Annotated in this window: 13 protein-coding genes; 1 reads left to right on the plus strand and 12 read right to left on the minus strand. The window is 37.0% G+C overall.

Annotation, left to right across the window (positions count from 1 at the left end; all coding sequences use genetic code 11):
• Positions 1-13: 13 nt before the first annotated feature.
• Complete coding sequence (gene spoVK, locus ACERII_RS11865; protein ID WP_373642568.1) at positions 14-982, minus strand: stage V sporulation protein K; 969 nt, start codon at positions 980-982, stop codon at positions 14-16.
• 259 nt (positions 983-1,241) lie between these two features.
• Between spoVK and ACERII_RS11870 the strand changes: the two genes are divergently transcribed.
• The gene (locus tag ACERII_RS11870) at positions 1,242-2,225 is read left to right on the plus strand and encodes a tyrosine-type recombinase/integrase (protein ID WP_373642569.1); all 984 of its coding nucleotides are present in this window, start codon (positions 1,242-1,244) and stop codon (positions 2,223-2,225) included.
• Positions 2,226-2,351: 126 nt separating this feature from the next.
• On the opposite strand, the gene hfq is transcribed toward ACERII_RS11870, so the two are convergent.
• The 11 genes from hfq to ACERII_RS11925 form a co-directional block, all read right to left on the minus strand.
• Positions 2,352-2,585, minus strand: coding sequence for an RNA chaperone Hfq (gene hfq, locus ACERII_RS11875; protein WP_373642570.1), 234 nt, complete (start codon positions 2,583-2,585; stop codon positions 2,352-2,354).
• A gap of 45 nt (positions 2,586-2,630) precedes the next feature.
• Positions 2,631-3,551, minus strand: a complete 921-nt coding sequence (gene miaA, locus ACERII_RS11880) for a tRNA (adenosine(37)-N6)-dimethylallyltransferase MiaA (RefSeq protein WP_373642571.1) — start codon at positions 3,549-3,551, stop codon at positions 2,631-2,633.
• A gap of 4 nt (positions 3,552-3,555) precedes the next feature.
• Complete coding sequence (locus tag ACERII_RS11885; protein WP_373642572.1) at positions 3,556-4,344, minus strand: class I SAM-dependent methyltransferase; 789 nt, start codon at positions 4,342-4,344, stop codon at positions 3,556-3,558.
• 33 nt (positions 4,345-4,377) lie between these two features.
• On the minus strand, positions 4,378-6,264 hold the full coding sequence (gene mutL / locus ACERII_RS11890) for a DNA mismatch repair endonuclease MutL (RefSeq protein WP_373642573.1): 1,887 nt from the start codon (positions 6,262-6,264) through the stop codon (positions 4,378-4,380).
• A 19-nt stretch (positions 6,265-6,283) separates the two neighbouring features.
• Positions 6,284-8,896, minus strand: coding sequence for a DNA mismatch repair protein MutS (gene mutS, locus ACERII_RS11895; protein WP_373642574.1), 2,613 nt, complete (start codon positions 8,894-8,896; stop codon positions 6,284-6,286).
• A gap of 163 nt (positions 8,897-9,059) precedes the next feature.
• Positions 9,060-10,118: a putative amidoligase domain-containing protein gene (locus ACERII_RS11900; protein ID WP_373642575.1), complete on the minus strand. Its 1,059-nt coding sequence runs from the start codon at positions 10,116-10,118 to the stop codon at positions 9,060-9,062.
• A 325-nt stretch (positions 10,119-10,443) separates the two neighbouring features.
• Positions 10,444-11,016 (minus strand): outer spore coat protein CotE, encoded by a 573-nt coding sequence (locus ACERII_RS11905; protein ID WP_373642576.1) that lies wholly within the window; start codon positions 11,014-11,016, stop codon positions 10,444-10,446.
• Between the two features lie 498 nt (positions 11,017-11,514).
• Complete coding sequence (locus ACERII_RS11910; RefSeq protein ID WP_373642577.1) at positions 11,515-11,940, minus strand: YlbF/YmcA family competence regulator; 426 nt, start codon at positions 11,938-11,940, stop codon at positions 11,515-11,517.
• The gene (gene miaB, locus ACERII_RS11915; protein WP_373642578.1) at positions 11,940-13,481 is read right to left on the minus strand and encodes a tRNA (N6-isopentenyl adenosine(37)-C2)-methylthiotransferase MiaB; all 1,542 of its coding nucleotides are present in this window, start codon (positions 13,479-13,481) and stop codon (positions 11,940-11,942) included. The genes ACERII_RS11910 and miaB overlap by 1 nt, the downstream gene beginning before the upstream one ends.
• A 151-nt stretch (positions 13,482-13,632) precedes the next feature.
• Positions 13,633-14,025 carry a rhodanese-like domain-containing protein gene (locus ACERII_RS11920; RefSeq protein WP_373642579.1) on the minus strand — a complete coding sequence of 131 codons (393 nt, stop codon included), beginning with the start codon at positions 14,023-14,025 and terminating at the stop codon, positions 13,633-13,635.
• A gap of 216 nt (positions 14,026-14,241) precedes the next feature.
• The gene (locus tag ACERII_RS11925) at positions 14,242-15,417 is read right to left on the minus strand and encodes a glycine C-acetyltransferase (RefSeq protein WP_373642580.1); all 1,176 of its coding nucleotides are present in this window, start codon (positions 15,415-15,417) and stop codon (positions 14,242-14,244) included.
• Positions 15,418-15,425: the final 8 nt, after the last annotated feature.

The raw sequence follows: 15,425 nt of genomic DNA on the forward strand, positions 1-15,425 counted from the left end.
AAAAACACCTTCCTTATTCTAATTTAACATCAGGATGATAATAAGCTTTTGATATATCTACACCTTTTATTGTAAGTAGCTCTTCTTTTTCGTAATTCCCTTCTTCTAACAAACGAACTGCTTGAGCTCGTATTGCTCTCTCCAGCAAATTACGGATAAACCTACCATTACTAAAATGTTCTTCTTCTTTTTCTTTGGAATGCCTTAACAAATCTTGTAAGGTAGTTTCTGCACGGGCATCTAATTGATACTCTCTTTCTTTAATCATTTTTCTTGCCATATTTGTTAACTCTTCCACTGTATAGTTGGGAAACGTAATTTTCATCGGAAAACGAGATGGTAAACCTGGATTTAGCTTTAAAAAACGGTCCATCTCTTTAGGATATCCAGCTAAAATTAATACAAACGAATGTTGCTGATCTTCCATAGCTTTTACTAACGTATCAATGGCTTCTTTTCCAAAATCCTTTTCTCCACCACGTGCTAACGAATAGGCTTCATCTACAAAGAGAATCCCACCTAAAGACTTCTGTACTAATTCTCTTGTTTTTTGTGCTGTATGTCCTATATATTCCCCTACTAAGTCGGCTCTCTCGGCTTCAATAAGGTGTCCTTTTTCTAACACTCCCATATCTTTGAATAATTTTGCGATCAGCCGAGCAACGGTGGTTTTCCCAGTACCAGGATTCCCTTTGAATACCATATGAAACACCTGTTTCCCCGTTTTCAATCCTTCCTCCTGCCGTCTTTGGTTTAGATATAACCATGCATAAATCTCTTTCATAAATTGCTTGATGCTTGATAGCCCAATGAATTCATTCAATTCTTCTTGGATTTGTTTATACGTTGTATGTTCCGGTTTTTCTAACAAGTCGGATTCTTGATGGGAGAGGAGAGCTTCATCTTCCGTTTGTTTTTTTAGTACAATATTAATTTGCCCTCTTTTTCTCATTCTTGCTGCTTGTTCCAACGAGGTCACCATCCTCCATTGTATAGTGGAAACTTCTCACTCACAACTACTATACGCAAATATATGATGCACGTGACAAAAGCCCAAACAAAAACACAGGAAAGTTATATAGTGTATACTCCTTTGAAAAGATCTTAAGCTTTAATACCCAGGTTGCTAAAAAGGGTTGACCTTTTTTGTACCATTCATCACTATCATACTAGTTGATAAGCAAAGACAAAACCGAAAACTTTCTTTATAATGAAACTAGAATAAGAGATGGGGTGAAATAATGGACTTAACACAAAATATAGACCAGTTTTTAGACCATTTATCACTAACAAAACAGCCTAGTACAATAAAAAGGTATCGTTATGATTGTTTACAGTTTCTTCAATGGATGAAACAGTATCGAAAAAACCCCAGTACCTCTATCACACCGTTTCCGTCTATTGAAGAAGTCTCCTCTTACTATTCATATTTACATAGGGGTGAAATATATTCACCAAATACAATTCGACGAATATTGTCTGTGCTACGTCACTTGTTTATTTTTACTACTAAACAAGAGCATGTATATCTTATTTCCGACTTAATTAAGGAAACAAAGGTGAAAAAGCCGGGGAAAAACACACCATACTTACACCTCGATGACATAACAAAATTATTTAAAACGATTCATTCTAACCGAGGTTTAACTGAGAAGCAGAAGCAGTATCGTTATATGATGTATGAAAGAAACGAATCTATCTTCCGGCTAATTCTTCATTACGGCTTAACGATTCAAGAAATATCATCGTTAACAGTAGATCGCATCCACTTTGCGTCAAATGAAATTGAATTGTTCAGCCGTAAAGGAAAAAAACGCACTTTAAAGATCACACCTGACGACAGAAAGAAGCTGTTTGATTATTATATGAGGATACCGCCAGCAATACGACCAAATCGTTATGATTCCCTTCCTTTTTTCATCGCATTTGATTATCAAAGGGGGTCTTACCGCTGGGATGAGGAACATAACTGTGGGAAACAATTATCGGATGTTGCACTTCAAAAAATGATCCGAATGGAAATGAGACGAGCTGGATTTACAAATAATATGAATGCACAGAAGCTTCGAAAAACATACATCATCAATCAATTTATGGACGGAGTTGAAAAAGAAGAGTTACGAAAGAAATTAGCACTAGAAACAACACAGCCTTTAGATTATCTAGAACAAGTTGCTGACGAGATCATGAAGAATAAAATAACGATAAAGAGTATGAAACAATAATTTAACTACCAATAACGCACGTATTTTCACGGTAAACCCCAAAGAGTAAAACCTAACAACGTTAAAATAAGGCCATTGAAAAGGAAATCCCTCCTTTTCAATGACCTTATTTCTATGCTTCATTACCTATTGTTGCTCTTGGTTTAACTGAACGTTGCGTTGCGGAGAAAAAGTAGAGATTGCATGCTTATATACTAGCTGCTGCTTCCCATCTGTATCTAAGATCACAGTGAAATTATCAAAGCTCTTTACAAATCCCCGTAATTGAAAGCCGTTTGTTAAAAATACAGTAACTGGAATATTCTCTTTCCTTAGCTGGTTTAAAAATTGGTCCTGAATATTAACTGGTTGTTGTTTCATGACTGGTAGCCTCCTCATATCCACATTATTATCTATATTCGCTATTTAAAACAGCTTTCCTTCAACAAATTGATGAATTTCTTTTAGCTTTTTTTCTTGATCTGTTGTCATGGAAAACCATGTTATATCCATTTTATTACGGAACCAAGTTAATTGGCGCTTCGCATACCTTCGTGAGTTCCTTTTTAATAGTTCAATTGCTTCCTCTTTCGTCAATTCACCATCGAAATAAGCATAGATTTCTTTGTAGCCGATTGCTTGAACAGATTGACAATTGCGTATCCCTTGATCGTAAAAGTGTTTCGCTTCTTCTATTAATCCCTCTGCGATCATCCTATCTACTCTAAGATCTATCCGTTCATACAATTTTTCCCGTTCCATCGTTAAACCGATCACCGTTGCATCGTATGGAGAGGTTTCTGGCTGATCCGGGCGATCACCTATGGTTTTCCCTGTTACATGATATACTTCTAAAGCTCGAATGACTCTTCGTACATTATTTGGGTGAAGTTCCCCATAGCTTATTGGATCAATCATTTTTAATTTTTCATGCAACGCTTCATTCCCATAATTTTTTGCATACATTTCTAATTCTTCACGGAAGTCAGAATCTCCTTCTGATGAGGAAAAATCGTAATCATAAATAACAGAATTTATATATAACCCTGTTCCTCCTACGATAAGAGGTATTTTTCCTCGATTATGTATCTCTCCAATAGACTCTTTCGCTTGCGCCTGGAAATCGGCAACTGAAAAAGACTCTCTCGGATCCCTAATATCAATTAAATGGTGCGGAACACCATCCATTTCCTCTTTGGTTACTTTTGCAGTTCCTATGTCCATTCCTTTATAAACCTGCATTGAATCTCCACTAATGACTTCCCCATGAAAGGTTTTTGCTAACGAGATTCCTGTTGCTGTTTTTCCCACTGCAGTAGGACCAACAATAACAATTAGTTTTTTCATGTGTTCACCTGATTCCTTCTAATTCAATCGTTCCATAGTGATAGGTAGCAGATGGTCTTACTTGTACTTGGAAACCAAACTGCTGAAATCGTTGACTTCGGAAATGATCTTTAAGCACAACTCTTTTTCTTGCAACTCGCTTTGCTTCTATTATAGCGGTTTCTGTAAGCGGTGTAAAAAGCGTGAAAGGTCGCATACTATCAAAACCATCAGATCCTGATACTTTTTCTTCAAACATAGGGTCAAAATAAACAATATCCACTGAGTTTGTTGAAGCTTTTTGTAACCATTGTATATGAGACAAGTTCATTACTTTAATTCTCTTTAATGCTTTATTAAACTCCTGTACATCCGTTTCGTAACTCTGTAGACCTTCTTTGACTATAAAAGCAAGAAGAGAAGATGCCTCCGTTCCAAGTACCTTACCAGTGTGACCAACAGCCAAACTAGCTAATATTGCATCGGAACCAAGACCTAAGGTTGCATCATATAACGTATCACCAGGTGTCAGTTTACAAGCATCAATCAGAGGTTCCTTTCCCGTCTTCAACCATTTCTTTGCACGGAACATAGCTGTATTCGGGTGAAAGAAAAACGTAGTCTCCTTCGTTTTAACAGAAAGTTTGTCTTTGCCAACGACTACAACAGCATCTGCCTTATTTGTCATACGTACACTTTCAACAGAAACTTTGTTACGTCTTACAAAGGCAATATTTAACGTTTTAGCTATTGCTTTAGCATGGTTTATACTTTCATTTGACGGTCTTCCTGACGTTGTTACAATAATGTTCATTCACGTTTCCCCTTTACATACCATCACGCTTTTTTACATAATGCGCTTAAACATCCGTTCAATTTCATACGTTGAATGCTGAATGATTACTGGCCTACCATGAGGGCATGTATATGGCTCTTCACATAATCGTAAAGTTTCTAACAAGCGGAACATCTCCTCTTTCGTTAAATAGCGGTTTGCTTTAATTGCAGCCTTACAAGACATTAAGATAGCAGCTTCCTCACGTAATTTTCCAATATGAATGGACGATTGATTCTTCAATTGTTCTAGCATTAATTCTATAATTTCTTTTTCTTGTCCTTTCGGAAACCACGTCGGATGAGATCTTACAACATAGGTTCTCGAGCCAAACGGTTCAAGGAAGATTCCTACTTCTTCAAGAATACTCTTTCTTTCCTTGAATCTTTCTTCCTCTGCATGGGTCATTTCGAACGTCAAAGGTACAAGTAAGTCTTGAATCTCTAGGTCTACTTCACCTAGTTTCTCTCGGTAATATTCATATTTAATTCGTTCCTGTGCTGCATGTTGGTCAATGATAAATAAGCCTTGGTCATTTTGAGCTAAAATATACGTACCATGTAACTGACCAATGGGATATAAGGTAGGAACTTCTTTATCACGATGTTTTGTACTAGATGTAGAACTTTTTTCAGAAAGTTCTACCCTTTCTTCAAAAACAGTTGTAGCAGTTTCTTCTTCAAAAGATTCCTCTTTTTCCACTCCAGAAGATTCACTATCACTTATTAGTTGCTGCGAATAATTCTCGTTTGTAGCTACGTCTTCTTTCATAAGGTTCCATTTTTTTTCTACAAGCGGTGCTGTTCTTTCAGGTTCCACCGTCTTTTTCACAACATCATGAGTTAAGGTAAAGGTTAGTTGTTCTGAAGCTTTCTTTTCTCTTTTAGAAGTAGTAGTTACTTCTGGAATAAAACGAGTTTGTTGGAAAACCTTTTTCATACTTTCAATGACAAGTTCCTGTAGTGCCTGCTCCTTACTTAAACGAACTTCCAATTTCGCAGGATGGACGTTTACATCAATTAAATAAGGGTCCATTTCTATATGGAGCACCACGATGGGATACTTCCCGATCGGTAGGAGTGTATGATATCCCTCTTGAATTGCTCGTAATAACGCATAATTTCGAATATATCTTCCATTAATAATGGTGGACATATAAGAACGAGAAGAACGTGTTACTTCCGGCTTTCCAATAAAACCTGTAACTTTAAAATCTAATGATTCTCCTTCTATTTTCAACATACTTTTTCCAATACTGGAGCCATAGATAGAAGTAATCACTCGAAGGAGATCCTCATTTCCAACAGTTTTTAACAGTGTTTTCTCATTGTGTGTTAAATGAAATGCAATCTCTGGATGAGCTAACGCCATTCGATTGATACAATCAGATATATGTCCTAGCTCTGTATGGATTGTTTTTAAATATTTTAATCGGGCTGGGGTGTTATAAAATAAGTCTGTAACAACAATTTCCGTTCCTTTTCTGGCAGAGGTATAGCCTTTATGACTAATCTTTCCACCTTCTAGACGTATTTCTTGCCCTTTCTCCGTACCGTCACTCGTTTTTAATATAAGCTTTGATACTGACGCAATACTGGGTAACGCTTCCCCACGAAATCCTAACGTAGCAATTCGAAACAGATCTTGATCATTTCGAATTTTACTCGTTGCATGACGGTAAAAAGCTGTTTCTACATCGTCTTCCGCAATGCCGTCTCCGTCATCTAATATCCGAATGAGCGAAAGTCCACCTTCTTGTATATCTACACGAATATGTTTGCTATTCGCATCAATGGAGTTCTCTACAAGCTCTTTCACAACAGAAGCGGGTCTCTCTACTACTTCCCCTGCAGCAATTTTATTAGATAATTCATCATCTAGTTGATATATTTTCCCCATAAAAACCCACTCCTGTTCTTTACTTTTTCGTTACTTTTCGTTGTAATTCATCCAGTAATGTAATAGCTTCAATCGGTGTTATATGAAGCAAATTCAATGATTGTAGCTTCTCAATGACTGCCTTTTCTTTGTTCGAAAGCTTCTTTTCATCAGAACTTATAAACTCCTCACCAAACAGAGTCATTTGACGAACTTCTTCCTTTATTGAAGCCTCCTCTACATAGTTAACGTTTGATCCTTTGTTCGCTAACTGATCTCCCTGTTCAAAATCCTTCAAAATTGTTTTTGCTCGAGAAATTAACTCTTCCGGAAGTTCGGCTAATTCTGCAACATAAATACCATAGCTACGATCCGCTGCCCCATCTACTACTTTATGAAGAAATACAACTTTACCGTTTTCTTCCATGGCAGAAACATGGACATTTTTTAGTAAGGGTAATTGATCTGCTAAAATCGTTAACTCATGATAATGTGTGGAAAACAATGTTTTCGCACCGATTTCATTGTGTATAAATTCAACAATCGATTGTGCTAACGCCATTCCATCATACGTAGACGTGCCTCTACCTATTTCATCTAGAAGTAGTAAACTGTTTTTCGTAGCTCTCGTAACAGCGTGTTTTGTTTCTAGCATTTCAACCATAAACGTACTTTGACCTTGTGCCAAATCATCCGCTGCACCAATTCTCGTAAAGATCTGATCAAATATAGGAAGTTCCGCTTCTTTAGCAGGAACAAAGGAACCGATTTGTGCCATGATGGATATTAATGCTAGCTGTCGCATATACGTACTTTTCCCGGCCATGTTCGGACCTGTAATAAGAAGCATACTATTTTTATCATCTAGAATAATATCGTTTGCTACGTAATCCCCTTCATCAATCATTCTTTCTACAACAGGGTGTCTCCCATCCACAATATGAACATTTCCACCAATTGCAACATTTGGTTTCACATAATGATATTGTTCTGCCACTTCTGCAAAGCTCTGAAGAACATCGATTGTACTAATGGCAGATGCCAATTGTTGTAGCGGACGGATGAATTTTTTTACCTTTTCTCGTATCTCCATAAAAAGCTCGTATTCTAGCTTCTCACTTTTTTCTTCCGCTTCTAATATTAAAACTTCCTTTTCTTTCAATTCTTCCGTAATATAACGCTCTGCATTCGCTAACGTCTGTTTACGTTCATACCTTCCTTCTGGTAAATGGGCAATATTTGCTCTTGTCACTTCAATGTAATAACCAAAGACTTTGTTAAACCCAATTTTTAACGATTTTATACCAGTCTCTTGGCGTTCTTTTTGTTCAAGAGACGCAATCCATGTTTTTCCATTTCTCATTGCGTCACGGTACTGATCTAATTCGGGATGATATCCGTCCCGGATAAGGTTTCCTTCTGTAATAGATACAGGGGGATCATCTACAATACTGTCTGCCAGTAGTTCGCAAAGTTCGTGACAATCGTCTATGTTTTCTAACAACGTCGTTCCATAACCGTTGTTCATATTTTTCACCGTTTCAAAGATTTCCGGAACTGCCTGCAAAGAACGCTTCAATTGAAGCATCTCCCGTGCATTTACATTACCGAAGGCTACTTTCCCAGAGAGTCTCTCTAGATCATAGACACCATGAAGCTGCTCACGAAGGGTCTCCCTCGCAAAAAATTGATCTAATAAAGTTTCCACAAAGCCATGTCGTTGTTCTATTACCGACTTTGAAACGAGTGGCCGCTCAATCCATTGCTTCAGTAAACGTCCTCCCATCGCAGTCTGTGTCTCATCTAATATCCAAAGAAGGGATCCTTGCTTCTTTTTCTCTCGTAACGATTCTATTAATTCTAAATTTCGTTTTGAATGAACGTCAATTCCCATATACTCATGTGGCAAATAGAATACCGCTTTTTGTATATGATCAAGAGATCGTTTCGTTGTTCTGTGAAGATAACGAATTAAACGGCGACAAGCTTCTTTTGCACATCTGTCTTCTATTTCACCTACTAAACTTTCACTAGCTTCTTCACTTGCCAATTCTGACTCGTGAGATAAAGTAACTCCTAAACGTTGCTGAAATAGAGCTTGTCCTTCTTGCGGAAAAAACTCAGGTAGTACAATTTCTCGTGGACGAAACGAAGATACTTCGAATAATACATCCTCTAGTTCTCCAGTAATGGAAGTAACAAGAAACTCTCCTGTTGTCATTTCTACTGCTGCAATCCCAAATAATCCATTTTCATATGGAGTTATCGAAATTAAGTAGTTATTATCTTTATCTGCAACAATATTTCCATTCATCACGGTACCAGGCGTAATTACTTGAACTACTTCTCGGCGAACGACACCCTTCGCTTGAGACGGGTCTTCTGTTTGTTCACAGATAGCAACTTTATAGCCTCTTTTAATTAATTGAGTGATATACTGTTCTGCCGAGTGATGTGGCACTCCACACATAGGAATTCCTTCCTCACCCTTTCCTCGGCTAGTTAATGTAATCTCTAGTTCCTTAGCTGCTTTTTTCGCATCATCAAAAAAAAGCTCATAAAAGTCACCTAAACGAAAAAATAAAAAGGCATCCTCATATTGTGCCTTAATGGATAAGTATTGCTCTATCATAGGGGTTTGTTTCACTGCCATAATGAACCTCCAAATTAAGAAAATCTTAAGCACCTTGGCATAGTGCAAAAGGTACTAAGCTACCATTTATCGTTAAGTTTACCTGCCAAAAACAGATAAAGCGTCACATATGTACATCCGTTTTCATATACACGACATATTATAACATACGTCTATCAATCTGCTAATCAATCTCCTCGTTTTTTTCTAACCATATTATCCAATTTTCCATATTAACTTCTTCTTTTTTTGTCAAAAAATTCCTAGCGTATGTGAAAAGTTGATATACTTCTTCTTTCAGTGTGCTATGATCTCCTTCATAATAAGCATGTATTGTTCTTTCAGCCAGGTTTATTTTCGGTAATCCACTGTTAAAAAGAAGAGTTTCAACCCAAGTGAAAAAAGGCTCTCCTCCTTCAATAAAGTGATACCAAGATGGAAGACTTCGATATTCAAACCCTTTAAATCTATTTAACCGAACAGCTCCTAGTTTTCCATACAGACTACGTCTGTCCGGCTTCTTTAGTTTCGTAATCGACGCAATAGGTAAAGTAAGCAAAGAATCTAAAAGAGAAATTTTACGATAGGTAGGTGTTGCATTTGAAACATGAAAATGCCCTCCTAAAAAGAATCTACCTGTAGGATTTTCCTCTGAAACAATTAGAAGATTGTTTTTATCTGCTCGAGATTCTAATTCTTTCTTTAAAAACATGAATTCCTCATGAAGCTCTTTTCCTGATTTTTTCGGATCTGCTCGTAATTCTATGATTGGTTGAGAGAAGGACGTTCCTTGGCGAATTAACGCACGGTCCGCGCCTATTTTGTTATCATATCCATTGCCTAATGGAAACGAGATAAATGGTCCATTTTTTCTTCTAGCCATTACCTCTAAGTCTGCACCAATAAGGGATGTATTGTTGGATAAATTACCATTTACGCATGTTCTTGTTTCTTTTTTTTCTTCTACATGTATTATTTGAATGTCTTTCCCAATCCTTTGAACTACTATAGAGAAACAGGAAATATCAGCATAGTACGCTGACATCACAGCAGCATCAAGCATGTCTTGTCCTAAATAGAATGCACCAAGTTCCTTTCTATTTTTAAGTACTTTTCTTGCTCCACTTGGAAAGAAAACATGAATAGAAGTAGGAATGAATTCATGTCCTTGAATATGTAATTGAAAGGATTGACTATTTGATATAGAGGAAGAAATTTTATGAATATTCCATGGGTCATTCACGATACTCACTTCCTTTTTTTGGCCTGTATTCCTTATGGTAGACTTCCATGGAATATTTTTACCATGGAGGATGAAAATTCGTTGTGAAGAAGATTAGTACAATAAACTTCCGATGGAATGAGCGCAAGTCCACGAACTCCTGTGGATGAAGAGCAGAGGCGTGACTTCGGAGCGACGAAGGAGTGTAAGCTCCCCTAGGAAAGCGAATGGAATAAAGACCAACGAAGTTAGTAGTACTAGATAGATAACCTCTAATTAACATACTTATTTTCATGTAAAATAAAAAGAAATAAGGAAGAAGACTTTCTCTCCTTCCCAATAACAATTATTCTTCTAAATCACCCATGAGGAAGTTCGGATCTAAATCTTCAAATTCTTCATCTTCCACATCGTAATCCCAGACTTTGTCATCCCAATCGTCTGTACAACCGTCTGGATTGACGTAAACACATACTTTAGTTTCGCCAATTACTTCTACTAAAAATTCACGTTCCACTTGAACTTTCACATCGCATCCATTAGCTGCAATTGTCGCTTCTAACGTGTTTGGCTGTTGAACAGCTCTTGCAACTACTTCTAGTTGGTCAGAAAGAACATTTTTATCTTGCATTGCTAATGGTACAACATCGGTGTAAGTAACCGTTTCTGTTGCAACATCTGTTTTTGTATTGTTACTGTAGGAATACCATATATTAATATCGTACTTCCCTCGTACTTCGATGGCATCACCTTTTTTGGTTGCCTCATATTTGTGATTAATGATCCAACAACCTAAAATACTCGTTGGTTGTTGTGCAGGTGTAATCGTGTGACTCGCCTGCGAAAACTTTCTACCTTTTCCACATACGGCTTTCGTGATAATCTCTCTGTAGTTTAGCTCTCTGTCTGCTGGTGACATACTTTTCCCTCCTCAAACAATTGATTGACGCGCAGCAAACGAAAATTCTTAGAAATCAAGACGGTTTCACTTGCATACTATGCAAGACAAATGACCAATGTGATTATTAAAAATGTTCTACTGCAACCTATGAATTGATAAGCCAAATGGTTACAATTGTTTTGGTCAAATTGGCTTACATTCAAGTGAATACTGTTCATTACGCCCCGAGAATTTACATATCAACCTAATAGTTCAATTATTTATATGTTATACATACGAGGTTCATGAATGAGAAATAACAAATATTTTATTTTTATAAAAAAAATTTCGTTAATTAGGATAATTTGAGTAAGATAAATATCTGTTTTCCTATTACTACTATATGTATGATTGGGTGAATGGGTGACTATATAGGAGACATGGTGTCTAGTATTCGCTTGTAAACAACAAAACCAGCACCCTATCGAAGGGCACTGGTTCCAACACTTTCTATTAATGTGTCGTTATACGTTAAACTTAACAGCCTTGAGAATGTAGTGGGTTCTTTGTTGTAGTTCCTTTTAATACATCTCCACCTGTTGATTTGATAATCTCATTCGTTACATTGTTCGAAATTGTAGTACTAACAAGCTGAAGTAGTTGGTTTACATCTGTTTGAGACTGTTTAAATTCTCTTACTAATGGAATCTCATCTAATTCATCTTGTAATGCGTCGATTTTCTCTTCCACTGCTTTTAAGCCTTCCTGCTTTTGATAGTGCTGTAAATTAACCGCTTCTTTTTGAAGAGACTTAATTTGTGCAATAATTTCTTGAACACGAAGATGGTCATTTATTTGTAGCTCTGCACGTTTAAAAAAATCAACTTCTTCTGTTTCTGCAATCATTTTTGATAATTCTTTTGCTTTATCAACAATTTGTTGTTTCGTATAAAGATTCGACATTATTTAATCACCTCAGCAGTTTCGACAAGCTGGCCATCTAGTGACCAAGACTTTGCTTCTGTTATTTTAACATAAACGATCTCACCAATGCTTGATTTAGGACCTTCAAAGTTTACAAGACGGTTTGTTCTCGTTCTTCCAGACAATACATCAGGGTTCTTCTTACTTTCCCCTTCTACAAGAACTTCCACAACTTTCCCCTGAAACGCTTTGTTTTTCTTTGCAGAAATCTCTCCTACAACTGCATTTAAGCGTTGCAGGCGATCTTTTTTCACTTCCATCGGAATATTGTCTTCCATTTTCGCAGCAGGAGTACCCTCACGTGGTGAGTACACATATGTGTACGCACTATCGTATTCGATTTCTTTCATAAGAGACAGGGTATCTTCAAACTGTTCATCTGTTTCATTAGGGAAACCAACAATAATATCTGTTGTAAACGATGCATGTGGAATTGCTTCTTTAATTTTATTTGCCAAGACAATATACTCTTCTCTTGTATATTTACGTGCCATTAGTTTTAATACATCATTATTTCCACTTTGAACTGGTAAATGAATATGTTCTACTAAATTACCGCCCTTAGCTAAAACTTCAATTAAATGGTCATCAAAATCTTTAGGGTGACTTGTTGTAAAACGAACACGAGGGATATCAATTTTGCGAATTTCAGCCATTAAATCTCCTAATCCATAGTCCATATCTACCAAGTCTTTTCCATATGCATTTACGTTTTGACCTAGTAACGTGATCTCTTTATAACCATTTCGCGCTAAATGACGTACTTCTTCAATAATGTCCTCAGGACGTCTACTACGCTCTTTTCCGCGTGTATACGGTACAATACAATACGTACAAAACTTATCACAGCCATACATAATATTTACCCAGCCTTGAATTTGACCTTTTCGAGCACGAGGCATGTTTTCAATGATGTCGCCCTCTTTAGACCAAACTTCAACAACCATTTCTTTATTAAAGATAGCATTCTTTAATAGAGTTGGAAGACGATGAATATTATGTGTACCGAAAATTAAATCCACATGTTGATGCTTTTGAAGAATCTTATTAACTACTGACTCTTCTTGAGACATACATCCGCAAACACCTACAATTAATTCTGGTCGTTCACGTTTCATTGTTTTTAAGTTTCCAATTTCACCAAAAACCTTATTTTCTGCATTTTCGCGAATAGCACAAGTATTTAATAAGATAACATCTGCTACGTCCGTTTCTGTCGTAGATTCAAATCCCATGTTCAGTAAAATTCCAGCCATGTTTTCAGAATCATGTTCGTTCATTTGACATCCATAAGTTCTAATAAGAAATTTCTTCCCTTTACCGATTGCTTTCATATCTTCAGGGATTTCAAAATCGTAAAGAATTGATACATCTTCTTTCCCACGTTTTTTTGCTTGTTTTAAGTCAGGAGCAATATACGTTGTTTGGAAATATTGAGAGAAGTCCTTCTTACCCTGGTCGGATTTTTTGTCCGCAGAATAAGCTCCTTCTGTTTGCTGTTTGCGTTGTTCTTCGTTCATGTTATATCCCCTTCCCACAAAGTTTAAAACTATTAACTATTGTTAACATACAACTTATCATTATAAACCTTCCAAGGGAAACAAACAATAGATTCTCTGTATTCACCAAAAAGAGGTAGAAACAAATTGTTTCTACCTCTAAAAATGTAGCTTAGTGATTTACTTCATATCCAGCTTCTTTCCAAGCCTTTGTTCCGCCTTCAATGTACGCTACATCGGTAAAGCCCATTCCCTTTAATATGTATGCCCCTAGAGTCGCTTGTCCACCTGCTCCACAAGTAACTAAAACAGGACGACTACGGTCTGCTAAATCAGGATCTCTCATTTGCTCTGGTAACTCTAAGTCTGCACGAATTGGTAACATTCCGAGTGAGATGTTTTTACTGCTAGGAATTAATCCACATGCACCTGCGTCTGCAGCATCTTGTACATCGATTACTAACGTATTAGGGTTTTCACTGATCTTTTTGCGTGCTTCCTCTGAAGTTACACCATTTACATGTTCACGAGCATGAGCAAGCATTTGTTTAAAAGTTAATACCATAGTAAATCCTCCTTTTAATGTTTGTTTTCCAACAACGATGTGTTTTGTCTCGTTGTTGTCACACGTACATGGTACCGTTATTTAAGGGATAATTCAATTAGTTAGCTTTGAAATACACTCATGAGGTGTATTATGAGTGCATGAGAAAGCCTCCTCATCACAAAAACAGGCAAAAAAGCTTATGACGCCTTTTATACCTGTTTTAGTTTATCATTATTAGATTAACCCTAGTTCTTTTCCGGCTTTCTCAAATGCATCTAATGCTTCTTGTAATAGCTCTTTCGTATGGTCTGCCGTTACGATCGTACGAACACGAGCTGCTCCCTTAGGTACTGTTGGAAAAGCAATTCCCTGTGCAAATACTCCATATGATAATAATTTATCAGAAAGTTGATGTGATTTTGCACCATCTCCAACTACAACAGGAGTAATTGGAGTTTCACTGATACCAGTTTCGAAGCCAAGCTTTTTCAGACCATCTTTTAAAAATCGTGCATTTTCCCATAAACGTTCCATTCTTTCTGGTTCATCTAAGAGAATATCAATCGCTTCTGAGCAAGCTGCTGTTACTGCAGGAGGATGAGATGTACTAAATAAAAACGGACGCCCTTTATGGATTAAATAATCTCTAACTGCCTGTGTGCTTGCAATATACCCTCCTAAAACACCAATAGCCTTACTTAATGTACCAACTTGAATATGAACACGGCCATTTAAATTAAAGTGATCTACTGTTCCTCGTCCATTACTACCTAGTACACCACTTGCGTGTGCATCGTCAACCATAATTAACGCGTCATATTTTTCACAAAGCTCTACAATTTCTGGGAGGGGAGCAATATTCCCATCCATTGAAAAGACTCCATCGGTTACTACTAAACGTTTACGATATTCTTGTGTCTCTTTTAGTGCCTCTTCTAAACTTTCCATATCTACATGTTTATAGATCTTTCTTGCAGCCTTCGTTAAACGAATACCATCAATGATGGACGCGTGGTTTAACTCGTCAGAAATAACAACATCTTCTTTTGTTAAAATAGAAGATAAGATCGCTTGGTTCGCTGTGAATCCTGACTGAAGGACAAGCGTTGCCTCCGTGTGCTTAAATTTAGCTAGTTTTTTCTCAAATTCTTCGTGCATGGAAAATGTTCCAGCAATGGTACGAACAGAGCCGGTACCTGCACCAAATTTTTCAACAGCCTTTAGTGCAGCATCCTTCATTCTTGGATGATTGGTTAGACCTAAGTAGTTATTTGAGGAAAGCTGGATCACTTCTTTGCCATTAATTGTTACTTTTGCTCCTTGGTCAGACTCAATCGGTACTAACGTTCGGAACACCCCCTCCTCTTTCATTTCTTGCAATTCCTGCTCTAAGTACTCAAAACCTTTCATAAATAAAT

Source organism: Evansella sp. AB-rgal1, from assembly GCF_041820985.1.
GTDB lineage: Bacteria > Bacillota > Bacilli > Bacillales > Salisediminibacteriaceae > Evansella.